Genomic DNA, 25,852 nt, shown 5'->3' with positions numbered 1-25,852 from the left:
AAGCGAGCCTAGGATTGCTGGGGGTTGCGCTTGGGCCTGCGCAAACCGAAACCGCGCAGATTGAGCCTATCTGAAGATAGGGCTGATCGCGTGGAAATTTAGGGAGGCGCTGGGGGTTTTACCCGCTGCGCCGGCGGCCTGAATTCAGAACGCCAAGGCGGCAATTACGACTTGTGCAGCGAGCATCAACTCGATTCGGCCTTCACCGTCTTGATCGGCTATCATTCTGTTGATAAACGCGAAAATCATCTAAAGAGCCCTTTTGTTGACACAAAGTCGCATGTGGCACTTAGAATTGTCTGACATAGATTGGTTAACGAAGTTTAATTGCGCCGAATAAACGCACTGCCCTTGCGCGGACGACCTGACCCATTAGGTTGAGGATGTGATCAAGGAACTCTTTCAACACAGTGCCATGACCGACGGTATCACCGTTCGCGTCGCGGTGAATTTCCTGCCCGAACAGAGCCAGCCCGAGGCGGAGAAATGGTTCTGGGTTTATCACATCCGCATCGAAAACGCCTCGCATGAGCGGGTGCAGCTGATTACCCGTCACTGGCGCATCACGGACGGCGACGGGATGGTCACGCATGTCGATGGCGAAGGGGTGGTGGGCGAACAGCCCATGCTGGAGCCCGGCGGAAGCCACGATTACGTGTCCGGCTGCCCGCTCGATACGCCGCGCGGTTCGATGGAAGGCTTTTACACCTTCCACCGCGAAGACGGTGCGCCTTTCGAAGTGCGCATTCCCTTCTTCCCGCTGGCAGCTCCTGCCACTGCGCCCTGAGGACTATTCTTCTTCCTCTTCCTCGATCGTGTCGGTGAAGTTGAATTCGCCGATCTTGATCTTGGCGGTACGGCCCAGCCATTCTGCGAGAATGTCGAGATCGCGGGTTAGAGGATAGGTTGCCAGTGCAGCCCGGCTTTCGTCGAGATAGAGGACAAGCGACTTCTTCTTGAGCCGGAGTTTGCTGAAACTGAGTGCGGTGCGCGCCCCCGCGCCGAGCCTGCGTGCGAGCCGAAATCCGAGGCCCCAGGTCAGACCTTCGCGCAAGTCGTCGCCATCGGCCAGCAATTCCAGCTTGCCGGGCAATTCGGTTCGACCAAGGCTGCCGAACAAAGCAGCGCACATCATTGCGCGATCGCGCGGCGAACAATCGATCCACCTCTTGTCGAGCGACCATTCGGTCGCGTGCGTGAGCCTCAAATTGGGTTCCACCCTCTGAAGGGCGGCGGCGAGCTGGGCTGCTGCGAGCCTGAGGCGTTCGTTGCGCTTGCCCTTTCCATTGGCGAGATCGACCGTCCAGCCCACGACGCGGGCGGCATCAACCACCGGTGCATCACGCGGTTCCGCAAAGGCGTGGACGCCGGCGAGAAGCGGGTCGAGCGCACATTGAAGGTCCGAAAGGCGCGAATAGAGCAGCCCTTCGCGTATCCCCCAGCTGGAGAAAACGAGGTGGTCCGGTTCAATGACATCCAGCAGGGGGAGGAGCATGGCAGCAGCGTCCGGAAGATATTCGGCGCGCATCTGACTGATGCCCGATATCTTCACCAGTTCGTCGGCATCAGCGTCGACGAGAGTGCGTGCGTGCTGTCGGGCTTCACTGACTGAAAGCATAAAGCCGTGCGGATCGGTGAGAGGATAGTCTGCTTCGACCATCGCGTAATGAGCAAGCGCGCGCCACGTGCCGCCGATCATGTAAAGCGGCCCGGACTGTCTCTTCACCCAGGGAATTTGATCCAGACGGTCGTGAATGGTGCTGTCGAGGCTGGGATCGGCCGTGCGCAAGGCGGGGAGGCGGAGGGTCCCGAACGGCAGGCTCACCGCTTCGTGACACCTCCCGTCACCGAGCGACACCAGCTCGAGACTGCCGCCGCCAAGGTCTGCGCTTATTCCTTCGGCACCGGGAAAGGCCCCGATTACGCCATAGGCTGATGCGAATGCTTCCTCTTCCTCGCTAAGAAGGCGAGGTTCGAGGCCGAGTGCGGCGACCTTGTCGAGAAACTCCCTGCCATTCTCGGCATCGCGGGCAGCCGCCGTAGCGACCGTCTGGATGTCGACAATTCCGCGGTCCCTCACGAGCAACTCATAACGCGCTAGGGCTGCCAGTGCTTCCTCGGCGGCTTCGCCGGGAATGCGGCCGCTGTCCGAAAGATCGCGCCCCAGCCGCGCCGAGACCTTCTCGTTCCAGACAGTCTCTGGCGCTCTGCCCGTTCCGGCGTAAATGACCAGGCGCACCGTGTTCGACCCGATGTCGATGACCGCCCTTGGAGGATGGATCAGCCGCCGTTGCCACTGCGGGTTGCGTGTCTTGGAGCGGTTCACGCATCTTCTCCCGGTAGGCTGAGGTCCGGCACATCATGCTTTTCAAGAGCCGAACCCCGCCCGGAGAGGGAGGGATTGGACATGAAATATTCGTGGCAGTTGAAGCCATTCTCGCCGCTGGCCGTCCGCCTGTATTGGCCATCGGAATCGAGGCACCAGCTGCGTTCGGTATCAAGGATGTTGGCCAGCATGACCTGCTTTAGCATTTGGTCGTGCACCGTCTTGTTCGTCACCGGCACCATGACTTCGACCCGGCGGTCCAGATTGCGGCCCATCGCATCGGCGCTGGTAATATAGACTTTGGCCTGCCGGCTGGGCAGTTCCTTGCCATCGGCGAAGACCCACATGCGGCCATGTTCCAGAAACCGGCCGATAATGGATTTGACGCTGATATTCTCGCTCAGGCCGGGGATTCCTGCCCGTAGCGAACAGATACCGCGCACTACCATGCGGATTTGCACACCGGCTGCGCTGGCCTCATACAATTTGTCGATGACCGCGCGATTAGTGATCGAGTTGAGCTTGACCCAGATGCCGGAGGGTTTGCCCGCTTTCGCATTGGCAATTTCCGCGTCGATAAGTTCATAAAGCTTTTCGCGCATCCCCAGCGGAGAAATTGCGATCCGCTCCAGCTCGTCCGGTTCGATATAGCCGGTGATGAAGTTGAACATCTTGGCCGCATCACGGCCAAGCGCCTGATCGGCCGTAAAATAGCTGAGATCGGTGTAGATCTTGGCATTCACCGGATGATAATTGCCCGTGCCAAAATGGCAGTAGGTGCGGTAGCCGTCTTCCTCGCGACGCACGACGAGGCTGACCTTGGCGTGGGTCTTCCACTCGGTGAAACCATAGATGACCTGGACCCCGGCACGCTCAAGCTCGTTCGCCCAGCGGATGTTCCGCTCTTCGTCGAAGCGGGCTTTCAACTCGACCACCGCAGTGACTGCCTTGCCGTTCTGTGCTGCCTCGATCAGTGCGGCGATCACGGGCGACTGGTCGCCTGCGCGGTAGAGGGTTTGCTTGATCGAGACCACGGCCGGATCGACTGCGGCCTGATGCAGGAAATCCACCACCACCTCGAAGCTTTCGTAGGGATGATGGATGACCATGTCCTTCTCGCGGATAGCCGTGAACACATCTCCGTCATGCGCCAGCACGCGTTCTGGATAGCGGGGAGAGAAGGGCGGGAATTTCAGGTCCGGTCGCGGTTCGGCGCAAATCGCATCCAGATCTCGCAGCCCCAGCATGCCGCCCGTCTTCACGATCATCGCGGCATCGACGTCGAACTGGTCACGCAGCAATGCTTCGGCCACTTCGTCGCATTCGTCGTCCAGCTCGAGCAGAACGGCACGGCCGCGGCGGCGGCGCTGGATGGCGGTGCGGAAGAAGCGGACAAGATCTTCGGCCTCGTCCTCGACTTCCATATCGCTGTCGCGCAGCACCCGGAACACCCCGTCTCCAAGGATTTTGAAACCCGGGAAGATCTGGTCGGCGAAGCGGGCCACAAGCTGTTCGATCGCGACGTAGATTGCCTGTTCGCCGGGCACGCGAACGAAGCGCGGAACACCGCTGGGGATCAGCACCATCTCGATCAATTCGCCCTTGCGCTTGCCGCGCTTCAGGCGAAACAGCGCGCCCATTCCTCCCGTCGCGACAAAGGGAAAGGGATGCGAGGGATCGATTGCTTGTGGCGTGATGAGCGGCAGAATGTCGGTTTCGAAATATTCTGCGAGCCAGGTTTGCTTGTCCTTCGGCAGCTCGTCGACCAAGGCTACGATAATACCCTCCTCCGCGAGAAGGCTGCGCAGTGATTCGAGGCTTTCCTGCTGGCGATCTTCCAGCTGCAATACCTGTTCGCGAATGGCGTCGAGCTGCTGGCGCGGGCTGCGTCCGTCGATCGCCGTGGTCTCGATGCCCCGCTGGACCTGACCTTCCAGCCCGGCGATGCGGACCATGGTGAATTCATCGAGATTGCTGCCCGAAATCGACAGGAAGCGCAGCCGTTCGAGCAGAGGGTAATCGGTATTTTCGCTTTCGGCGAGAACCCGGCGATTAAAGCTTAGCCAGCTCAATTCGCGATTGACGTAACGTTCTTCGGGTGCCTCTGGCGGTCCGGGGTTGTCACGGTCCTCTTCCATCCGGGGATGGTCGTCAGAGCTTGAGGAGGGCGCATTTCCAAGTGTCACGAGCGAACCTCTCTGGTCGGGGCAAGGCAGGGTAGGACGACGGCTCGCTATTGGAAAGCGTTTCGGATCACCACCGGACGCACGCACCTGTCAGTTCAGGGTCACAATTCGGCGTAGAGATCAGCCAGATCCTCCCACAGCTGGGGCGATGAAGCGCCGAGCAGGCCTTTGCGATCCCATTCATCGACACGATAAGGTGCGCCGTCACGCCGGGCCACTTTGCCACCTGCTTCTTCCAGCCACAGGGCCCCTGCCGCATGGTCCCATGAAAGGGTCCGCACATCATTCTGACCGAGGCCGAGGCGGGGATATTGCTCGGCGGCGCAGAACGGGATGTCGACCAGTTCGTAATTGGGAGAAATATGGCGTCTGGTCGCTTCCCGCTGCGCCTCGTCCATGAAAAGCAGCGAGATGGCCGCCACCGGAGGCATTTTACCGGTGGGCTGGGCGACGATCTTTTCGTCATCGACGAATGCCCCGGCCCCGCGGTGAGCGCAGCAGAAACGACCGGTCAGACAATCGTAAAGCCAGCCGGATTGGGTCAGCCCGCCTTCGGCGCGGGCGATGATAATCCCGAATGGCGGTTTGCCGGCGGCGAAGTTGCGCGTGCCATCGATCGGATCGACGATCCAGCAGGCGCCCTCAAGCTGCTCCAGTACCGAAGGGTCCTCATGTGCGGCCTCTTCACCGACAAAGCCGATGGTCCCGTCGATGCTAACGAGCCCTTCGCGCAGCAGCTTTTCCGAGTCCCTGTCTGCGATCGTAACCGGATCGTTGCCGCCCTTATCCTCGACATCACCTTCGGCCAGGTTCCGGAACCGCGGCAGGATCGCGGCCTCGGTCACCCTTTGCATCAGAGCGAGGATTTCCCGATCAAGTGCGTTCACGCGCCTACTCAAGATAAACGTTCTTAGCGAGTTCAAAGATAAGCGAGATCGCTGTTGAAAGTAATGCCATTTAACTTTTTCCGTCAAATCGAAAGCCATGCGGGGCAGAGAATCATTCGGCAACGAGCGGACAGCGATGACATGACTTGCGGTCGCGCAGCCTTCGCAGAATGCCAAAAGCTCGATGATATAAAATTAGGTTAAAGCGGCGGCTGCTTATCCTTGCGCGACACTCACATAAATCTATAGCCCGTTCGAAACAACTTCTCCTTCCGATTTTAGTCGTCACCGATCTTGACCGGAAAAGCCGATGCGCTTCGGCCCATCCAACTTCGCTGTCGATGAGCGCAAGACAATGCTCGGAGGCTCGAACAATGGGGGCGGCGACGCGCAAGTGGGAGGGGGTAGACAACTGGCCGAGATTACTGAATCAGAACCAGCTGCGTCCGAAAAATTTTTAAAGCCGGAAGCTGTTAGCGCTAGCCGAAATGAGGCCGTTGTTTTGACACCGTTGATCTATCGGTAATAGATAATAAAGGTTTAACAAACGATTCTTCGGGTTTGTATACCTAATATTTCTGCTTAAAGTTATCTAGAAAATAAGTTTATTTAGCGAAATTAATTTTCCCAGCCAATCTATATCGCTCGGCCACTCTCTTTTTTTCCAGTGATATCTGCCCGGATATTGGGAGAAGCGCGTTAATAACTTTATCAAATTACTTAGCTGACGACAATGGAAATTCGTCGCCTGCGTACTAGTGGAGAATTGTTATGCGGCGCTTCTTGCTATAATTACAACTTATTGAAAAAATGCGATTTTACAACCTACCTTCTTCAGGGATCAAAGCCTGCTGACAATATAGTAGGAAGTTCCAATTATTGCTGTTCCTCCAGATCGCGTAGGCAAGCCAGGGCTATGCGCGCGTCCTGCCCGGGGTCGATTTCGGCTTCCCTTAAGTCATCCTCTCCATCTCCGGCAGCGCCCTCCGACCTTTGGATATCCGAACCCTTCGGTATTTGTCGCTGGTAGAAAGCGCGCGCCTGTTCGATCGCGTTGCGTTGAATATCTGTTAGCGCATTGGACTCGCTAAGAATCTGCGTCAGAGTGCCGATGCTTCGACTGCATATTGATGCCTTGGTCGTAGGGTCTCTCATCGTATCGATGGTTTGGCTAACTCCAATTGAGAGCGTCTTGGCGGCAGCTTTTTTAGCATCGCTAAAGACTCGGGTTTCAGGGGCAGCATTTGTGTCGTTTGATAGCGTGCTCGAATCGCATGCAGGCAAAACGGAGAGCGCAAAAAGCGCCAAGATGTGATTTGGGAGGCGTGGATTTATCATGTTCGTCGTCATAATAAGGAAAACGATTTGCTCCAAGCTTGGCGTTGGCTAAGGCGCCCAGTGATGTCTCCACATTCTTATAAAACCACACACCGGTTCCCGAGAGCAGCCTTTATCCTTTTGGCAGCATTTATGCTGATCGTTTGGATTGCGGGAGGAGCTTCGCGTGCGGATGTGCTTGGGCAGGTCGTCGTTCGTATCGCAGCTTGGTTGATTCTAATCGTCACAGTGCTCGTCCTTCCGAGGCCCGACTGGCGAGCGACCGCCCCAGTAACTGTTCTGCTTGCTGCTTCAATTGGATTGGTAGTCCTGCAACTTGTTCCATTACCTTCTTCGCTATGGGCAAATTTGCCTGGACGCGAGGTGCTCGCCCAGACCGCGATTGTCATCGCGCAGCCACAACCTTGGCGGCCAATTTCGATCTCGCCGGGAGCAACTGTCAACGCTCTGTCCTCATTGGTTGTCCCTGCAGTTGTTCTTCTTTTGCTCGCACAGTTTACTGCTCGAGATCACAAACGCCTCGTAGTTCTCATGCTCGGGCTCATCGTCGCGTCCGGCCTGATCGGTGTTTTGCAATTTGCGGGATCTTCATTCCAAAATCCGTTCGTCAACAATGTGGCCAATTCTGTCAGCGGAACTTTCGCAAATCGAAATCACTTCGCTTTGTTTATCGCAGTTGGGTGCATTTTAGCCCCCGTATGGGCATTTGGCGATCGGGATGCCTCATTGTGGAAGATGTTTTGTGCTATCGGCCTGATCACTGTATTTGCGCTCGTTATTCTTGCGACAGGTTCTCGTGCCGGAATGTTGATAGGGCTTGCGGCGATCGTGCTAGGTCTATTGTCGGTGGGGTCGCATTTCAGAAAAGCTATCAAGGTTTTGCCCCAACGGGTCTGGCTACCTGTGGTTGCGGTATTTATTGTTTTGCTGGTGCTGGCCATCGTTTTATCGATTTCCCTCGACCGGGCGGTGTCTGTAGATCGAGCGTTTTCCCTGAATGCCGCTGAGGATGGACGCACGGCGGCATTGCCGACAGTTTGGCAGCTGACTTGGCTCGTCTTCCCGATCGGCGCGGGCTTTGGAACATTTGATCCTTTATTCCGCATTTACGAGCCTGACTATCTCCTTGGTCCGAGTTACTGGAATCAGGCACATAACGACTGGCTTGCAATTGTGTTGGATGGAGGTCTGGTCGCGCTGATTTTACTGTGCACAGCCTGGATATGGTGGGCCAGACGAAGTATTCGCGTATGGTTGATGTCAGTAGATGAGCAAGCGCTGAGGGCGCGTGCTGGAGCCAATATCATCTTGCTGATCGGATTGGCCAGTTTCGTCGACTATCCAGCTAGGACGCCGATAATCATGTCGGTACTAGTTGTGGCGGCAGTGTGGCTCGCGACAGGAGGAGAAGGGGACCGCAAACGATCAGGATCGCCGCGCTGACCCAAGATCTCTTACGTTGCTCTGGACACGTTCAGTATCGAATGGCAATGCCACAGTGATCTCGGGCGCCGAATGATGCAAATTTACCGATGTTCGTTTGATTCCCAACTATGTCGCCCATGTATTTCATCTGGAGAAAGTTCATCCGTATGCGGGATGGTTTGAAAAAGGTTCTCTTCGCTGGTTTAACGATTATGGCTCTATCCGGCTGCGCGGGGCGCGAACCTTTGCGGTCTACAGCCCAACTGACCGTTGTTGATGGTGCAAGTGAATTGCCCGCTCCAGCGCGGGCTGACTTAGTAGCGCCGGAACGGCCAGCGCTTATCGGTCCTTTGGATTCAATCGTCGTCGAAGTTTTCAATGTGGAGAATTTAAGTCGAGAAATGCAGGTTGATGCAGGGGGCCGAATTTCAATGCCTCTAATTGGCACGATCGAAGCGGGGGGGAAGTCGGCCGGTGAACTTGCTCGCGACATCGAAGTTGCCCTTGGGGCTAAATACATACGTGACCCTGAGGTAACGGTTAACATTCTCAGTTCAGTGAGTCAGGTCGTCACGGTCGATGGTGAGGTCACTGCGCCGGGTCTCTATCCTGTCACTAATCAGACGACTCTTCTTCGCGCAATTGCATCTGCAAAAGGCATGACGGAATTTGCTCGTGTCGACGACGTTGTTGTTTTGCGGACCGTCGAGGGGCAGCGTATGGCTGCACTTTATAACGTAGCGGCCATCCGTCGTGGTGTTTATCGAGATCCCGCTTTGTACGCTAACGATCTAGTCGTGGTAGGTGACTCGCCTCAACGACGCCTATTCCGTGACGTTGTCTCGATTGCGCCCTTGGCGATTTCGCCATTAGTCGCGATCCTTCGCCGATAAGTCAGGTTGATATAATGAATATTCTTTCGTCTCGGATCGACGAGCCGGTGTTGACATCCGAGGAATCGGCGTATGCCGAAAATGGTGGCGACGCCTATAATTCACGAGGACCCTCGCCCCTCCGTCAAATCATGCGGATGGTTTTGCGCTGGAAATGGCTTGTTGTAGGGTCCGTAGCGGCCTGCTTGCTGCTGGGTGTGATCGTTACTCTTTTGATGACACCACAATACTCTGCCTTCGCGACGATCGAAATTTCTCGCGAAGGTGATCAAGTGACGGAGTTCGAAGGAGTTGAGCGCGAAGTCGCGGGCACAGATCAAGAATTTTACGAAACACAGTACGGCCTGCTTCGGGCACGGTCATTGGCAGAGCGTGTTGCTACGCAACTGAGGCTCGTAGATGACCCTGCTTTCTTCGAGATGTTTGGTGGACCAACAAGCGGGCCTGAATTTGAGCTGCGCAATGGTCGTTACGTAGCATCCGGTCGGCAAAAGCGCCTTCGTGAAGCGGCTAAAATTCTGCTCGACCACGTTTCTATTGAGCCAGCCAGTCTTTCCCGGCTGGTGAATGTCGGCTTTACAAGTCCGGATGCAGGTTTCTCTGCAAAGGTAGCGAACTCTTGGGCGGAGAGTTTCATCGAGATTAATCTCGAGCGAAAAAGTCAGTCGACGTCTTATGGTCGTGAACAACTCCAAGAGCAGCTTGCGGAGTATAAAGATCGGTTGGATGAATCGCAAAGGCAGCTGGTTGCCTATGCCTCGAACGAAGAGATAATCAATCTTCCCGCTCAATCCGGAGGTGACGGCACCACTACGCAAGAGCGTTCAATACTCGTTGATGACCTTGCCAATTTAAATGCTGAACTTTCCCGAGCTACCGCTGATCGGATTGCGGCCGAGGCCCGTTTCGAACAAGCGGGGCGGCGTGGTGCATTAATCGAAGCCCTCCAAAATCAGGCCATAAACAATTTACGCCAACGAAGAGCTGAACTTTCAGCGCAATACGAGCAACTGATGGTTCAATTCCAACCCGAGTATCCCGCCGCTCGTGCCATTCAGTCGCAAATTGCCGAACTGGATGCAGCCATTTCGAGAGAAGAGGGCAGAGTTTCAGGGTCACTTCAATCAAATTATCGAGCGGCCCTTCACAGAGAACAAGCGTTAAAAAACCAGGTTGAAGGTCTTAAATCTGACTTTCTCGACCTACGTCGCAGGAGTATACAGTACAATATCTTTCAGCAAGAGGTTGATACAAATCGAGCGCTGTATGACGGTCTTCTTCAACGTTTTAAAGAAATCGGCGTTGCAGGTGGTGTGGGAGTAAATAATATTTCCATCGTTGACTTGGCGAACGTACCCGAAGGGCCGTCTAGCCCTAACCTTGTTTTCAACATTCTCATTTCAATAATTGCAGGTCTGGCGTTAGGTGGCGCTCTAGCACTAGTGTTTGAGCAATTAGACGAGGCAATAGACGATCCAGAAGAGTTGGAGAAGCGACTGGGGTTACCCCTATTGGGGGCTGTGCCAAACGCTGCAGATGAAACGCCGACTGAGGCGTTGGGCAATCCGAAATCAGAATTGTTCGACGCCTATTTAGCGGTTCAGACTAATTTGGCATTCACGACAGATCATGGCGTGCCTCGATCCTTTGCGGTTACTTCCACAAGGCCTACCGAGGGTAAATCCACCACCTCTTTGGCGTTGGCCACTACTTTGGCGAGATCAGGTCGCAAGGTTATTTTGGTGGATGGAGATTTGCGCTCTCCATCCGTCCATCAACTTGGTGGGGTAAGTCACGACCGAGGTCTGAGCAATTTTCTCACCGGTGACGATGACATCTCTTCGATGACGTTCGACATGCCGAATTTAGGGTTTGTCGCTATGTCGTCAGGCCCCATACCCCCTAATGCTGCGCAATTGCTTATGGGCAATCGACTTGCCCTATTGGTCGAGCGTTTACTCGAGCAGTTTGATCATGTTGTTATAGATTCCCCTCCGGTACTTGGCTTAGCCGATGCGCCCCTGATCGCTAATCAGGTTCATGGCATAATCTATGCAGTTGAATCGCATGGAACGAAATTCAGCACCATAGCGACCGCCCTTAACCGCTTGGAAATAGTCAGGGCTCGTATCTTGGGTGGAGTGCTGACCAAATTCGAGCCACGCAAAGCTCACGGTTACGATTACGATTATGGGTACAGCTATGGCCGCGATGGCGCCGACGTGACGCCTGCATGACCAAATCCCGCAAAAAGGTTAGGATGCGCCGAACATTCAATGGTCTGGGACTGAGACTTGCGGCGATCGTACCTTTGTGTGCAATTGGCGCAGTGAGTATTTCGGATACGCTGGCAAATGTAGTGGTTAAAAGTGATCCTGAGGCGGCAAAAGCGCTCGCGCCGTGGGATGGGGTCGTAGTTGCGAGCGCGGCGAAGATTAAGATGACCGCTCAGCCAGAGTCAGGAGAGCAATCAGAGCCTGCTATGCTCGCGACTCGTGCTTTGCAGAGCGATCCAACGGCCGTCGAAGCTCTCAATGTCCTCGGATCACAAGCTCAGCTTCGCGGAGAGACGGAGCGCGCTCAGCGATTGTTTACTCAATCCCTTGCTCTTTCACGACGGGAGTTGCGCGCCCACCTCTGGGCAATTGAAGAGGCGGTTTCTCGAGGCGATATTGCAGGTGCACTCAAGCATTACGATTTTGCCCTTCGGACATCCAAGCGGGCACCCGATCTTCTGTTGCCAACGCTTTCATCTGCCATTGAAGAACCACTAGTTCGGTCAGACCTCCTCAGAATACTTAACACCAATCCTGTCTGGCTTGAGCAATTTTTGGATTACATTAGTCAAGGCGAAATCAATCCTTTAGCTTCCGTAGAGTTGTTAACGGATGAGAAAGCGCGACAACTTCCGGTGGAGGATAACCACCGCACGGCCTTGGTGGATGCGATTGCAAAATCCCAAAGGCTAGAGGATGCGTGGCAGTATTATTCGTCTTTCCGATCGGCAAGTCGCCGTCAGTCGCGCGATGCTCGGTTTAGCGCCGAGCTCGAGCGCCCCTCTATTTTTGATTGGAATATCGAAAGTTTGTCGGGTATTTCAGCTGGCGTGCTGAAGGCCGGTGACCGACGCATACTCGAATTTTCCGCTTCACCCAGTGTGGGGGGGGCTGTTTTGGCGCAGCAGCAGGCTCTCTTGCCAGGCCAGTACACATTTCGGGCAGTGATGACGATTGCGAGATCGGCGAGAAGTAAAAGTCCTTATTGGACACTTAAGTGTGAAGGCGGGGCGGAAGTCTGGAGAATGCCCGTAGCACGTAATGGGGAAAATTTAACCGAGATTCGCAGTGAGTTTACAGTTTCGGCTGACTGTCCATCTCAGATCCTGCTATTTGTTATTCGTTCGACAGACGACATCTCTGGGATATCTGGCCAAATCATGAGCGCCGAAATTGTTCCTTCCCATAATTTAGCAAGGATTGAGTAAAATGACCCTTTGGTGACGTCAAGTTGTCATATGTTCGAACGCCAACTTTGTCCTGTGTTTGTCTTCCGTGCAACTTTGTTGGTATTGATGTTCGACGATACGAAGTTTTTTTGCGTTTCTAAGCTTGCCAAAAAAGATTGCTCTTATCGTGCTGGCTTTAGCAGCGTCAATTGCGGCTCCGCGCTACGCACAATGGACCTGATGCTCTGCCGGGTTTAACACGGATTGGATTAGTACGTCTCTGGGCTGCGCGTTGATGAAATTACGGACGCTCTGGCTTAGTCCCCACAATTATCATCGCTAGGCTTCTGGGTCTTGAAAAACTGCTCAGTAGCATAAAGCTGTCTCGGGCAGTGCGAATGACGTGTCTTATTTTTAGAGAATGGATGGATATTTTCGCGACTACTTAGAAGTTACATTTTCCCTTGTGGCTAATTCAAACTTTTCATGCCTATAACCGGGACTGCGCGTGGCGAATGACCGCATAGTTCAAAAAAGTCAGGGGTCAGGGGTCGACCAAATCGACTTATCTCTTTATTGAGCGGTCGACCGCGAAAAATTCAGTAATGTCATGATCCTAAGCATTTCATACCTTGAATTTTAGCGAGATGCGGAGCTGAATCTACGAGGGAATCTGTGTTGCTCTCCAGAATGCCGACTGTCGCAAAAGGGCGCAGCTTTTTTCATAAATTTAGGTTCGAGCTGCTCGTCGTCGTTGTGATGGGTGTCGCATTGCCGAGCCTGATAGCGGTGAGCTTGGACGCTGATGCGTTGCTCGTCTCTTTCGATTTGGTCGAGAGTATTCCGCTTGCTACCCGTAGCACTGCTTCTAACTCTATCCTCGGCGCGGCCTTCTGCGCACTCGCTTCGTTGTTGGTGCTTCGGCGTTTCCGACAATATCCAGGAACGCAGATCGCACAATCCATTTTTCCCGTCTTAGCGGCATTTTACGCGGGCTTTCTTGGGCTAATTATTTTCTGGCGCCTTGAATATTCGAATGCGATACTTCTATTTTGCTTTTTAGGCACATTGATAGCTCATTTTGCTATTGAAACGCTCTGGCGCGACAAAGGTTTTTTCTATTGTCTTGTCCCTGGAGGTGAGGTCGAGCGTATTAGAAGGCTTACGCACGTTCCCATCATGGAATTGAATGAGCCGCGCATAGATGTTTTGCCACACGGGCCAATTATTGCTGACCTGCACGCCGATCTTCAACCTGAATGGGAGAGGTTGATCGCAGAGGCGGCTATTTCAGGTCGGCCCGTCTATCATTACCGGCAGGTGTGGGAGACGGAGACGGGCATGGTTCAGATAAATCACCTTTCTGAAAACAGTTTCGGTGCACTTGTCCCGAGCTTCGTCTATCAGAAGCTAAAGCGCAGCGTCGATTTGGTTTTTTCGCTTCTTGTCCTACCGATCATTGTGCCCCTGATGATCGTAACAGCAGTACTAATCAAGTTCGATAGCGCTGGGTCGATATTCTTCCTGCAGCGTCGAATGGGTTTTCGCGGCCAAGTCTTCAAAGTATTTAAATTTCGCACGATGACCGAAGCAAATGATGGAGAAGACCGCCAAAAATCGGTCACTCTCGCTGAGGACCAACGGATTACTCGGATTGGTCGATTTTTGCGCAAGGTGCGTCTCGACGAGCTTCCGCAGATCATTAACATCTTGCGCGGCGAGATGAGCTGGATTGGCCCGCGCCCCGAAGCCGTAAGCCTGTCGACTTGGTATGAGGCGGAATTGCCGTTTTACCGTTATCGCCACATCGTGCGGCCGGGTATCACCGGTTGGGCGCAGGTCAATCAGGGCCATGTGGCCTCCCTCGACGAGGTGGACGACAAGCTACAGTATGACTTTTACTACATTAAAAATCTTTCCTATTGGCTCGACATCATTATTGCGTTGCGAACATTGCGCGTGGTCTTTTCCGGTTTTGGAGCCAAATAATTTTCTAGCCGGCTTGAGTCTGGTTGCTGCCTGAATGAGATACCGAATGTTTTTGACCCATCCACGATATGACGGCCGGCGCCACATGCTGCTACCTTATGGTGGCCCCGTTTTAGCAGTGGTCACTTGGTCACTGTTTCTAGAGTAGCTTATCGGGGGGCGTCGCGTAGCTGCGACATCGCGGAGCTCGCGTTATGGACGATATCTTTCGGCTCATGGCGAGAGTCGCCGAGTCTGCAACCCTTCCGATCGAATGCTGAGCACGAATTCGTTCAGGTTTCACGGTGAGCTGGCTTAGGTCACGTCGTTTGTTGTAGGGGTGATGGCATGATGGAGGTTAAACTTCAGAAGACTTGGTCTATCCGCGTCAGCCTTGTTGCGGTAGAGTGAAAATATGGATAAAGACTTTGATTAACCTCAAGATTTCGACGGTGGTTTTGCCTTGCCGACGAAGTTTGGAAACAAACACATGCTGGGCGGACGCATCGTTTGGGGGGCAAGACGCGCGATTTGGGAATGCAGTTGGGGCGTCGGACTCTGACGAGAGGGGTACTTCTTTCGTAGTGATCAAAGCTCCCGTTTTTCTCTCAATAACCCGCTGGTTCCTAACTTATAAAATTGGAGAGGTGCGAAGAAGGCGGAAAGCATCACGATCCAAGAGAGTAAATGATTGGTCACCTGCCAATATTTATGCCATTTTACGTAAAACCGTTTGAATAGCTCGCATGAAATTTATTCTTACAGTCAACTCCGCTTGGAACGTCTGGAACTTTCGGCGTCCTGTAGTAGATGATTTAATTGCCCGTGGTCATGAAGTGATCATATTGGCACCTTACGACAAAAGCATAGCTAGACTAGAGAATCTGGGTTGTAGATATATACCACTTGTTATTAGCCCGAAGGGGCTCAATCCAGCAGATGGTGTGATGCTCTTTCGCCAGATGCGCGCTGTATTTCGTGAAATCAGACCCGATGCTGTTTTAAGTTTTACAATAAAGAATAACATTCTTGGTGCCTTCGTAGCGAAGTCTTTGGGTATTCCGTTTCTGCCTAACGTGACGGGATTAGGGACAGCTTTTTTGTCAGATCGTATACTCGAATTCGTTGCGGTGACACTTTATCGGCAAGCTTTTCGCAAGCTGCCCGTGGTATTTTTTCAGAATGAGGACGACCGAAACCTTTTCGTTGATCGAAAGATCACACTAATTTCTCAATGCAGGCTCTTGCCGGGATCTGGGATTGATCTCAAGCGCTTCGAGGCCGCTCCGTTCCCTAGATCGGATGCTGAGCCGGTCTTTCTCATGATCGGTCGGCTTCTCAGTGACAAAGGTGTCTTCGAGTATGTCGAAGCGGCGCGTATCGTTAGGTCGGTGATCCCACACGCACGCTTCCAAATATTAGGTGCTACCGATGCCGCCAATCGGACGGCAATAGGGACTGACACTGTGTCTGACTGGGAAGCTGAAGGTGTGATCGAATATCTCGGAACCACAGATGATGTGCGTTCTCAAATCAGGGCCGCCTGTTGCGTAATTCTTCCGTCCTATCGTGAAGGCGCTCCGCGAACGCTAATTGAGGCGGCGGCAATGGCGCGACCTATTATCACGACCGACGTTCCGGGATGCCGGGCGGTAGTCGAGGATGGTATCACAGGGTTTATCTGCGAGGCACGCAGCGGCACTAGCCTTGCTGAAGCTTGCCTAAAGTTTCTTAAACTTGGTGTGAATGCTCAGAAACGAATGGGGGAAGCTGGGAGGGCGAAGATGGAACGCGAATATGACGATCATTTTGTAGTGGAAGCTTATCGTAAAGCAATAAACGAAATTGTGACAGCACCCTCTAAAAGCACTACAATTTCTTTTGAAAAGTTGGATCATAATAAGTGAAAAAAGTATTTATAACCGGAACTGCGGGATTCATAGGCTTTCACTTGGCTAAGCTTCTCATCTCGGAAGGTTTCCTTGTGTGCGGCTTTGACGGAATGACTGATTACTACGACGTCAATCTGAAGCGACGTCGTCATCAGATGTTACTTCAGAATGCAAATTTTACCGCGGTCGAGGGGATGCTCGAAGACCAGGAAGTGCTGGACCGTGTCGTTGACAATTTTGATCCCGAGGTGATTGTACATCTCGCAGCGCAAGCGGGTGTGCGTTACAGCCTTGAGAATCCTAGAGCCTATCTCGATGCAAATGTGATTGGGACTTTCAATGTCATGGAGGCGGCAAGGCGCCTCGAAGTCCAACACCTCCTTATGGCATCGACGTCATCGGTTTACGGTGCGAACGAAGAAATGCCTTTTTCAGAAACCGAGAAGGCCGATACGCAGCTTACTATTTATGCGGCGACCAAGAAAGCCAACGAGAGTATGGCGCATGCATACGCTCACCTCTGGAATCTCCCCACGACCATGTTCCGTTTTTTCACGGTCTACGGGCCATGGGGGAGGCCTGACCTTGCGCTTTACAAGTTTGTCGATGCCATTCTCGACGGACGTCCGATCGACATCTACAACCACGGGGACATGTATCGAGATTTCACATACGTAGACGATCTTGTGCGTGCGATCCGTCTGCTAATTGACGTTGCTCCAATTCGCCCACAAGACTGCCAGATTACTGAAGGAGATAGCCTGTCTCCGGTGGCCCCTTACCGCGTGGTAAATATCGGGAACTCGGACAAGGTCCGCCTCTTGGATTTTGTGGATGCGATCGAGCAATGTCTCGGCAAAAAAGCCGAGCGAAATTACATGGGTATGCAGACGGGTGACGTGCCAGCGACATGGGCAAATGCTGACTTGCTTAGAGATTTAACCGGCTATCGACCGAAGACTGACTTTCGGGACGGCATTGCCAAATTTGTTGAATGGTATCGGGAGTACGCTGGTAAATGAGCGACCAAATGAAGAAAATCGGCGTAATTGGACTGGGGTACGTAGGGCTGCCTCTTGCAGTCGAGTTTGGAAAAACTCGACCCGTTATCGGTTTCGATGTAAACCCTCATCGGATAGAGGCTCTAAAGCAGGGTGAAGACTCGACATTAGAGGTCGCGGGCGATGAACTTGCCGAGGCGAAGAACCTGAGTTTTACATCGGACCCCACTGACCTCGGTTCGGCGTCAATTTACATCGTTACAGTGCCGACTCCCATAAACATTCACAAGCAGCCTGACTTGACTCCTCTAATTAAGGCTTCCGAGACTATCGGGAAGGTACTGAAAAAGGGTGATATCGTTGTTTACGAAAGTACGGTTTATCCCGGTGCAACTGAAGACGATTGCGTTCCCGTATTAGAACGGGTTTCTGAGCTTAAGTTCAACCAAGATTTCTTCGCTGGGTACTCGCCCGAACGGATCAACCCTGGTGACAAAGAACATCGGCTTCCCGACATCAAAAAGGTCACCTCTGGTTCCACGCCAGAAGTGGCAGACGAGATCGACAGTCTTTATTCTAGCATCATAAGAGCAGGGACGCACAAGGCGGAAAACATAAAGGTCGCCGAAGCGGCTAAAGTCATCGAAAACACCCAGCGCGATTTGAACATCGCTTTGGTAAACGAACTCGCCATCATCTTTAACCGAATGGGTATCGATACCGAAGCGGTATTGGAAGCGGCGGGGACCAAATGGAATTTCCTTCCCTTCCGCCCGGGTCTGGTAGGAGGCCACTGCATCGGCGTAGATCCATATTATCTTACCCATAAAGCTGAAGAAATCGGTTACCATCCGCAAGTCATTTTGTCGGGACGCCGTATCAATGACGGTATGGGATCATACGTGGCAGGCCAACTCATCAAGTCCATGCTCGCGCAATATATTCAAATCCGCGACGCGAAGGTGTTGATCTGTGGTTTAACCTTTAAGGAGAACTGCCCCGATCTCAGGAACACGCGGATCATAGACGTGATTAGCGAACTGAAGGAATATGGCATCGCTGTCGATGTGATGGATCCTTGGGCTAGTCCAAAGGCCGCGAAATCAGAATATGGCATAGACCTCGCCGCCACCCCGCAACGGAACAGTTATGACGCTGTTATTCTGGCGGTTCCTCATGCGGAATTCATCGCTGACGGCGCGGCGCAGCTTAAAGCTTATGCCAAGGAAAACTCGGTGTTTTACGATCTGAAATCGGTATTCGAAAAAGCGGAATCGGATCTAAGGCTGTAGGTTGATGGGGTCGCCGGTAAGCACAGTCGGCCGAGTTGGGTCGATTAGACCGAAAATGCTCGGGAGACATTCGGCCAGGCCGGTTCGCGTGAAGCGGCCGGCCTCCGGCTTCTGGCTGATTGGCCCGATTTTGTACGCATCGCTCATCGGGCTGTTTCCATGGAGCATCCTGCGAGTAGGCGATTTCAGCGATCTGGAAAATTATTCAGCCAGGCTTCGTGCAATTTCGAGATACGGGTCCGGCTACTATGATTTGGGATCGGGTATTCTCGATTACTTTTCAAACGAGTTTGTCTGGTATTGGATACTTGTAAAGTCGATAGATTTTGGCGTCAGTAGCCAGGCTTTTTTTGTCGGTATCAGTGTAATTTCCGCATTCGTTTCGGCACTTTTTCTATGCCGAAAATCTGGAAAGCTGCTTCTCCTTTTATTTTTAATAAATCCTGTTTCCATTGATCTATACCTATCACAAATCAGAAGCGCTCTTGCTTTTTCGGTTGTGCTTATCGGGATCCTGTGTTGGCAACGATGGGCTCGAGCCAATTGGTCGAAACAAAGAATTATGAGTGTAAGCGCGTTTCTGGTCGCGCCATTCATCCATTCGTCAATGATTCTGGTTATTGCCGCTTTCTTCTTTGCCAAATTTCTCGAGGCAAGGGGCGCCCGATCGCGCTGGCCAGTGGGGCTGCTCGCGGTTGTCGTGGGATTGGGCTTGGCGATTGCGATCATCGTCTTTGGCAATCTGATGTTGTCCGAACTGGGCGATCGGCGGGATCTAAGCACAACCGCTACCCGCTCGGCATTGTATATTTTCCCGTGGTTTGCTTTCATCGGGTTGATTTACTTTGGAGCTTCCGGCCGCGAAAAAAACAGCTGGAATCATGCCTTTTCGCTGACCATCCTCGCCGTCACGGTTGTCTGCGAAATGTTGGGAGTTGCAATGTTCCGAATGGTGGCTTTCTCGCTGCCCGTTTTGATATTGAGCCTCTCGAAATTGATCCCGGCAGCACGCCATTTTTCGTATCTTTTTTTCGCTGCATATAGCTGCGTTCTGTTCGTATATTGGGTCGGAATATAAAGGTGCCCGCGCAGATTCCTTCGAGTTGGGAATGACACATAGACATGCTTAGGAAGTTTGGCGCTATCCTGGGTGGGGGGGGCAATCGCACAGGGAATCACTTTTCTGGCCCTCCCATTCTTGGCTCGTATCTATGGGCCAGTCGGGTTTGGCATACTCGCGTCGGTGGTCTCGGCCGCCTCGCTTCTTTTGCCCATTCTTCATGGCAGATACCATTTGGCCATTCCTTTGTGGGCTTTGGCCAGCAGAAAGCATTGTTGAGACTTGCCTTGGGGCTTAGCTTTTTAACAAGCATTTTTCTGGCTGGGCCGCTCGGCGCCTTGTCTGCAGGATCGGACTTGGGGTATGGACTGGCGGCTGTTATCACGGCGCTATACGCCCTCACGGCGTCGTGGATTGAAGTGCTCAATTATTGGCGAACCACGGCGGGCCGCTGGCGCGAAGCTTCGCTGCTTATCGGTGTTCGCGGGGCCGTCGTAGCCGGCGCTCAATTCGCTTTGGGCGCATTATCCCAACTCGGCATGGTGTTCGGAGCAATTGCCGGTCAGTTGCTGATCGTCATTGCTTCATTGGCTGACAGGGAAGTTCGTGCGGTTTTCGCGCCTCGCAAATATAATTGGCGCAAGAAACTTCTGCTCGTTGCGAAACGTCATCGTGGCCTTCCCCTCTACAATGCGCCCCAAGGCCTTATTGCTAGTGCCGCCTGGAACTTCTCGCCCATCATCCTTGTCCAATTTGGATCTGCCAATCTGGCTGGGCAGTACTGGGCGGCTTACAGATTGTTTATGGCTCCACTAGTCCTGTTCAACAGTTCCTATCGGCAAAGTGCTCTTAACACCTTCGGTCAGTTGGACCAAAAACAACGCGGAATTGCGTTCCGCAATCACACATTGATCTTGTTTGCGTGTAGTCTCCTTTGCTATGTCGCTGTTTATCTTCTTTCATCCAGACTGGTTCCGTTGCTGCTTGGTCCAGGATGGGAAACCGCGGCTGAGTTACTCCCCATTCTTTGGGTCGGTTTATTGGGAGAGCTGGTTAAACTGCCGCTAATCTGCATGTGTCAGGCAATGCGAAAGGAAGCGCTGCTGCTTAAGTGGGAAGTGGGAATAACCATTATAAAATTTTCTGGTGCGGCTGCAGCATGGTTCTTTTTTGGCGATTTGGTTAACGCCCTGCAGGCTTATTTTATGCTGGCGGCTTTCTGTTGGCTTTGCCTTTCATTCTATCATGTGCGGGGTAAGAAATTTGGCCTCTGACCCATCAAGTTTCATTCGCCTTGGGGCCTTCATACTTCCATCTGACAGGCTTGGAGGTGCGGAACGCGTAACCTGCACCTTGGTGCGAACTCTTCTCGATGAAGGAATTCTCACCGAAGCAATCATCTTCATCATGGCCAAGAGATCAGAAGATGCCCAGCACTTGATCGAATTTCTGGAAGATGACCGGGTAAGAATTTTTTACGGAGGGCGGCGAGAGCTTTTCGGGATTTTGCCGCTTCTGCTCTTTTTTATCGGGCGGCGTTTCTGTCTCGTTTTTTCCTCTTTCACGCACGTTAATGCACTCGTGAGTTTTGCGAGAAAGATGGGTATTCTGCGCACCAAACGGCTCGTAACAAGAGAATCGACACTGATCTTCGAGCGTAAATTTGCCGGTTGGAAGCATAAAGTTTTTCCGTGGCTCTATCGGTTTTACGGGGGGCAGGATTTGCTTATTATGCAGACTGAACACATGCGCGCTAGCTTGATCGCGCACCGGCCGAACTTGAAGGCGTTGCCAATAAAGGTTGTACCCAACCCGGTCACTCTTCCAACTGACTTTCGGGATAGTTCTATTCGCCAAAAAGATCACTTGGTTTGGTGTGGTCGGCTGGTCGAAATAAAGCGACCCGATCTCGCGATCAGACTTATACAGCGCTTACCGCAAAATTTCGTGCTGCATATTGTGGGAGATGGTCCTTTGCGTGGACAACTGCAGGAGATGGTCCGGCGTTTCCATCTTGAAGGCCGGGTAAAATTTCATGGTTTCGCGGATCACCCCGGTTCGGTCTTCAAAGAAATGGAATACGGTCTGCTGACCTCTTCTGTAGAAGGTTTTCCCAATGTGGTTTTGGAGATGCTCGCATATGGCGTCAAAGGCGTTGCTGTCACTCCTTGCACGACTGGACTGAACGAGCTTGCTGGAGTTTTTGTCGCGAAATCGCATCGGGTCGAAGATCTCGAATCTGTCTTTTACGACATGCTGGCAGCGCGCCACTCTCCGGAGAGGGTTTCAAGATTGTTGAACGAACGATCACCTCAGTCTTTCGCCAGTGTGGTGGCGGGAGAAATGAAAAAATGACAAGACTATGGAAGCTTTTCCTAACAGGATATTATCTTCTTTTTTACGGTTATGTCGCGAACGCCCGCCGTTTAGGCGTGACGATTGGCAAAGACTGCAGAATTTACACGACGAATTTCGGTACGGAGCCTTTTTTGATCACTATGGGAGATAGGGTAACCATCACCCCTGGCGTGAGACTGATTACGCACGACGGCTCGACAATCCTTGTCCACGATGAGCATGGACAGCGATATCAACATTACGCGCCAATCCAAATTGGAAACGATGTGTTTGTCGGAGTTAACAGCATCGTCCTTCCCGGCGTCTCTATTGGCTCGAAAGTGATTGTGGCTGCCGGTTCCGTTGTAGCGAGTGATATCCCTGATAACACGGTCGTGGCGGGGGTGCCCGCTAAACCGATAGGTAAATTCAGTAATTATGCAGATCGGGTGCGGGCGGAATTTGCTAGTGAGAGCGACCTCAGCGGTTTCGAGAATTACGAAAAGAAGGTTGCGGCTGCTATCGAAATAGAGACTAGGAAGAAATCTGGATAAGGTCGTTTGGTAGCTCCGTCTTGTGACTGAGATTACCTTGTAGTCCCCAAAGCTTATCAAGGATCACGACCATCGTCGGCCAAACCCCTCACACCTCCGACCCCTTCGCCTTGCCCCATTGGCGGGCGGCGGTGTAGCCGAGGTAGCCGGTGCCGAAGAGGGCGTAGAGTTCTTCCGGCAGGCCGCTCAGATAGCTGGTGATGCCTGCGCTCACGCCCTGGGCGGCGGCGGGGGAGAAGGCGCTCAGCACGCCCATCGGCAGGGCGAAGAGGATCATCGCGTACATCACGTAGAGGAAGCTGGGGCGCGCGCGGCTGGTCCAGGGGTCGGGGCTGCGCGCCTCGGCGACGATGGCGGACAGGCGCGCCTCGATCTGGCGCAGCTCGTGCGTGCCTTCGAGCTTGAGCAGTTCGAGCTCGGCCTCGGCGCGGGCCTGTTTGTCGGGGATGATCTTGTCGATGATCGAGGCGAGCGGGCCGATAAGCGATTCGATGAGTGCCATGTGGTTTCTCCTTGGGTAAAGATCTAACCATATGGGTTCGTGTAGGAAAGAGGGTTCTCGTTCCGGAGTTCCCAAGGCAGCGCGAAAAAAGTGATCCGGGGAGGGATCGCGAAAGGGCGAATCCTATTTCGCGCCCTTTTGTGCGGTATCGCCCGTGTGTTCGGCGCGCGGGCCGCCGATCAAGACGGTGTTCGGGGCGATTTCCGGAACATTGCGGGCAACACTGTGGGCAGCGCCGCGGATGTGGGAGAGAAGGGGGGTAAACCACTGGTCGGGATGACTGGATTCGAACCAGCGACCCCCACACCCCCAGTATGGTCCGCTACCAGGCTGCGCTACATCCCGAAACCAGTGGAGGCGGCCCTATAAGCCCGGCTCGGATAAAAAGAGGTCGACCGTTGTGGTCCAGCCCTACCTCACCGTAGAACTACTTATACTAAATCTGAATTTAATTTCAAGCGACAAGATAAGTTCGTTGCCAAGGGACGAGAGTCTTGCCCCGAAAAAAATTGTAACAGGAAAGAAAGTAACTGAGTGGCAACATAATGTGTACCTGAGACATTAGCGTATGTGAGTTTGACCCAGCATATCCAGAATCCTGTGCAATCGGATGTCCGAATGTTTTTCAAAATTTACGACGGAATATTGTGTTGGGCAACTTTTGTCTTGATTTAATCGCAAACTATAGATGACTTTTCCCAGATATGCGTAGCGCCTATTTGGCTGTTCTCAGCGTGATCGAGGTCCACGACCGCTTTGCGCCCCAATCTCGTTCGCTAAGTGCGAGGCGCAAACAGTCTAAGAGCAGAAATGAACATGACCAGGCGGTGGTCGCTAGCTGCGCCGGACGGTAGATAGCTAAACAGCAAGCGGCCAAAGGAAGCGCGCCATGCTCCGCTGCCCGGTTGGCTAAGTCGTTAGGGCTTCGAGCATGAGTTCGACCGCATACTGAGCCTACGGTCCAGCGAGTTGGCTTAGCGCTTGCGTTATGGTTCTCACTTCACCTGATAGCGTCTCTATTAACCTCTGTATCACAAAGCGCACGTATTTCGCTTACCTTGTTCTCATAGCCGTCACAATAGTACAGAAAGCTTTCCGACCTTTTGAGAGTGTCACCTTCATTTCGTAGAGTGACCCAGCGGGGAACTCGCCTTCCAACTTTGCTGATCTGTATGGCTTGGTAATTTCGATCAGCGGACCATCAAAGTAACATCAGAAAATGGCGGTTGCGAATTTCTCCTGTACTGTTGGCTCGGAGCCAGCGCATCATACTCGTTTGGCGAATTTGATCATGGAAATCGGCCAGGAAGGAAACCGCGAGAGGAGCCTTCAAGTCATGAGATTCATCAGGTTTTTTTTGGGACTCAGTCAACGGGTTCTGCAGGCGATGTAAATCGAACGCTGAATGTGGGCGCAGTTACAGTATTTGCGCGCCTAAATTACAAATTATGCGCTAAGGTACAAATCTTATTTGGGGTGGACGACAAGCATTGATGTCATTACAGTTCATGAGCGATAATCCGCGTTGATCGCGATGTATCCATGCGTGAGGTCGCAGGTCCAGACGGTGGCGCGACCATCTCCCAAGCCGAGATCTACGTCGATGCGGATTTCCTGTTCTTCGAGATGTTTGGCAACCGGAGCTTCATCGTAATTGGGGAGAGGCTGGCCGTCCCGTGCCGCCCAGGTGCCGCCAAAACCGATCGATAGCCTGTCGCGATCGGCCGGTTCCCCCGCTTTGCCCACAGCCATGACCACGCGGCCCCAATTGGCATCACCGCCGGCAATGGCCGTTTTCACCAAGGGGGAATTCGCGATGGCGAGGCCGACCCTGCGGGCACTCTCATCGCTTTCGGCACCGGTAACTGCCACCTCGATGAATTTCTGCGCACCTTCACCGTCGCGCACCACCAGATGCGCGAGGTCGCGGCAGACGGATAGGAGGGCGGCGTAAAATGCGTCTGCCCCAGTGTCCTCCCAGGCGGCGATAGGCGGATTTCCGGCCTTGCCGGTGGCGAAAGCCAAGACGGTGTCGCTGGTCGACGTGTCGCCATCGACCGTGATGCACGAAAAGGTGCTTTCATTGGCCTTGGTGAGCATTTCCTGCAGGAAAGCAGGTTCGACAGCGGCGTCGGTGAAGATGTAGCCCAGCAGGGTGGCCATATCGGGCGCGATCATGCCGCTGCCCTTGATGATGCCCGCCAGTTCAACGCGCTGCCCCGAAATCATGGCCGAAGAGGACGCTCCCTTCGTAAAGGTATCGGTCGTACCGATGGCGCTCGCTGCCTCTTCCCAATCGCAGGGTAACGCCTGCAATGCGGCGGCAACACCTTCGCGCGCCTTGTCTTTCGGCAGCGGAACTCCGATCACGCCGGTGGAGGAGACAAAGACTTCACTCGGTTCGCAGGCAAGCGCTTCCGCCACCTGCGCCATGATCTGCTCCACTGCTTCGCGGCCCCGCATGCCGGTGAAGGCATTGGAATTGCCGGCGTTGACGATCAGTGCGCGCGCTTGGCCAAGCCGGACCTGTTCTCGGCCCAGTTCGACCTCGCTCGATGCGCAGGCGGATTTGGTGAAAACGCCCGCCACGCTGGTTCCCTCGTCCAGTTCGGCGAAGGTCAGATCGGCACGGTCCCACTTTTTGTAATGCGCCTGGGCGACACGCAGCGTCACGCCCTCGACATGAGGTAGTTCCGGGAAGGGGCGGGCGAGGGGAGAAGGTTCAAGATCCATGGATCGCGCGCTA

The 25,852-nt window shown here is 53.4% G+C and carries 19 protein-coding genes and 1 tRNA gene; 13 read left to right on the top strand and 7 right to left on the bottom strand.

The window, feature by feature from the left end:
• Positions 1-388: 388 nt before the first annotated feature.
• Complete coding sequence (gene apaG / locus ACI2I1_RS01525; protein ID WP_221543205.1) at positions 389-787, top strand: Co2+/Mg2+ efflux protein ApaG; 399 nt, start codon at positions 389-391, stop codon at positions 785-787.
• A gap of 3 nt (positions 788-790) precedes the next feature.
• On the opposite strand, the gene ACI2I1_RS01520 is transcribed toward apaG, so the two are convergent.
• The 4 genes from ACI2I1_RS01520 to ACI2I1_RS01505 form a co-directional block, all read right to left on the bottom strand.
• Complete coding sequence (locus tag ACI2I1_RS01520; protein ID WP_404677630.1) at positions 791-2,326, bottom strand: Ppx/GppA family phosphatase; 1,536 nt, start codon at positions 2,324-2,326, stop codon at positions 791-793.
• Positions 2,323-4,464, bottom strand: a complete 2,142-nt coding sequence (locus ACI2I1_RS01515; protein WP_404678310.1) for an RNA degradosome polyphosphate kinase — start codon at positions 4,462-4,464, stop codon at positions 2,323-2,325. The genes ACI2I1_RS01520 and ACI2I1_RS01515 overlap by 4 nt, the downstream gene beginning before the upstream one ends.
• Before the next feature lie 149 nt (positions 4,465-4,613).
• Positions 4,614-5,366, bottom strand: coding sequence for an inositol monophosphatase family protein (locus tag ACI2I1_RS01510; protein WP_404678309.1), 753 nt, complete (start codon positions 5,364-5,366; stop codon positions 4,614-4,616).
• Between the two features lie 909 nt (positions 5,367-6,275).
• A complete protein-coding gene (locus ACI2I1_RS01505; protein WP_404677629.1) occupies positions 6,276-6,749 on the bottom strand; it encodes a hypothetical protein in 474 nt (157 codons plus the stop codon).
• 51 nt (positions 6,750-6,800) lie between these two features.
• Between ACI2I1_RS01505 and ACI2I1_RS01500 the strand changes: the two genes are divergently transcribed.
• The 12 genes from ACI2I1_RS01500 to ACI2I1_RS01445 all read left to right on the top strand — a co-directional run bounded on the left by ACI2I1_RS01500 (position 6,801) and on the right by ACI2I1_RS01445 (position 22,604).
• A complete protein-coding gene (locus tag ACI2I1_RS01500; RefSeq protein ID WP_404677628.1) occupies positions 6,801-8,180 on the top strand; it encodes an O-antigen ligase family protein in 1,380 nt (459 codons plus the stop codon).
• A gap of 119 nt (positions 8,181-8,299) precedes the next feature.
• Positions 8,300-9,055: a polysaccharide biosynthesis/export family protein gene (locus ACI2I1_RS01495; protein ID WP_404677627.1), complete on the top strand. Its 756-nt coding sequence runs from the start codon at positions 8,300-8,302 to the stop codon at positions 9,053-9,055.
• Positions 9,056-9,069: 14 nt separating this feature from the next.
• Complete coding sequence (locus tag ACI2I1_RS01490; RefSeq protein ID WP_404677626.1) at positions 9,070-11,292, top strand: GumC family protein; 2,223 nt, start codon at positions 9,070-9,072, stop codon at positions 11,290-11,292.
• Complete coding sequence (locus tag ACI2I1_RS01485) at positions 11,289-12,539, top strand: tetratricopeptide repeat protein (RefSeq protein WP_404677625.1); 1,251 nt, start codon at positions 11,289-11,291, stop codon at positions 12,537-12,539. The genes ACI2I1_RS01490 and ACI2I1_RS01485 overlap by 4 nt, the downstream gene beginning before the upstream one ends.
• Before the next feature lie 651 nt (positions 12,540-13,190).
• Positions 13,191-14,489: a sugar transferase gene (locus ACI2I1_RS01480; RefSeq protein ID WP_404677624.1), complete on the top strand. Its 1,299-nt coding sequence runs from the start codon at positions 13,191-13,193 to the stop codon at positions 14,487-14,489.
• A 725-nt stretch (positions 14,490-15,214) separates the two neighbouring features.
• Positions 15,215-16,375 carry a glycosyltransferase family 4 protein gene (locus ACI2I1_RS01475; RefSeq protein WP_404677623.1) on the top strand — a complete coding sequence of 387 codons (1,161 nt, stop codon included), beginning with the start codon at positions 15,215-15,217 and terminating at the stop codon, positions 16,373-16,375.
• Positions 16,372-17,382 (top strand): GDP-mannose 4,6-dehydratase, encoded by a 1,011-nt coding sequence (locus tag ACI2I1_RS01470; RefSeq protein WP_404677622.1) that lies wholly within the window; start codon positions 16,372-16,374, stop codon positions 17,380-17,382. Before ACI2I1_RS01475 ends, ACI2I1_RS01470 begins: the two co-directional genes overlap by 4 nt.
• On the top strand, positions 17,379-18,653 hold the full coding sequence (tviB, locus tag ACI2I1_RS01465) for a Vi polysaccharide biosynthesis UDP-N-acetylglucosamine C-6 dehydrogenase TviB (RefSeq protein ID WP_404677621.1): 1,275 nt from the start codon (positions 17,379-17,381) through the stop codon (positions 18,651-18,653). The genes ACI2I1_RS01470 and tviB overlap by 4 nt, the downstream gene beginning before the upstream one ends.
• 88 nt (positions 18,654-18,741) lie before the next feature.
• Positions 18,742-19,731: an EpsG family protein gene (locus tag ACI2I1_RS01460; protein ID WP_404677620.1), complete on the top strand. Its 990-nt coding sequence runs from the start codon at positions 18,742-18,744 to the stop codon at positions 19,729-19,731.
• Positions 19,732-19,961: 230 nt separating this feature from the next.
• Positions 19,962-20,987 (top strand): hypothetical protein, encoded by a 1,026-nt coding sequence (locus ACI2I1_RS01455; RefSeq protein WP_404677619.1) that lies wholly within the window; start codon positions 19,962-19,964, stop codon positions 20,985-20,987.
• A complete protein-coding gene (locus tag ACI2I1_RS01450; protein WP_404677618.1) occupies positions 20,977-22,068 on the top strand; it encodes a glycosyltransferase in 1,092 nt (363 codons plus the stop codon). The genes ACI2I1_RS01455 and ACI2I1_RS01450 overlap by 11 nt, the downstream gene beginning before the upstream one ends.
• The gene (locus ACI2I1_RS01445) at positions 22,065-22,604 is read left to right on the top strand and encodes an acyltransferase (protein WP_404677617.1); all 540 of its coding nucleotides are present in this window, start codon (positions 22,065-22,067) and stop codon (positions 22,602-22,604) included. Before ACI2I1_RS01450 ends, ACI2I1_RS01445 begins: the two co-directional genes overlap by 4 nt.
• A gap of 88 nt (positions 22,605-22,692) precedes the next feature.
• Here the strand turns inward: ACI2I1_RS01445 and ACI2I1_RS01440 are convergent, their stop codons facing one another.
• The 3 genes from ACI2I1_RS01440 to argJ form a co-directional block, all read right to left on the bottom strand.
• Complete coding sequence (locus ACI2I1_RS01440; protein ID WP_404677616.1) at positions 22,693-23,106, bottom strand: holin family protein; 414 nt, start codon at positions 23,104-23,106, stop codon at positions 22,693-22,695.
• Between the two features lie 268 nt (positions 23,107-23,374).
• A tRNA-Pro gene (locus tag ACI2I1_RS01435) sits at positions 23,375-23,451 on the bottom strand.
• A 1,161-nt stretch (positions 23,452-24,612) separates the two neighbouring features.
• On the bottom strand, positions 24,613-25,839 hold the full coding sequence (gene argJ, locus ACI2I1_RS01430) for a bifunctional glutamate N-acetyltransferase/amino-acid acetyltransferase ArgJ (RefSeq protein ID WP_404677615.1): 1,227 nt from the start codon (positions 25,837-25,839) through the stop codon (positions 24,613-24,615).
• Between the last annotated feature and the right edge of the window lie 13 nt (positions 25,840-25,852).

This window comes from Qipengyuania sp. NPDC077563, from assembly GCF_044901345.1.
In the GTDB taxonomy this organism is placed as follows: domain Bacteria; phylum Pseudomonadota; class Alphaproteobacteria; order Sphingomonadales; family Sphingomonadaceae; genus Qipengyuania; species Qipengyuania aestuarii.
This window is presented reverse-complemented; position numbering and strand designations above follow the sequence as displayed.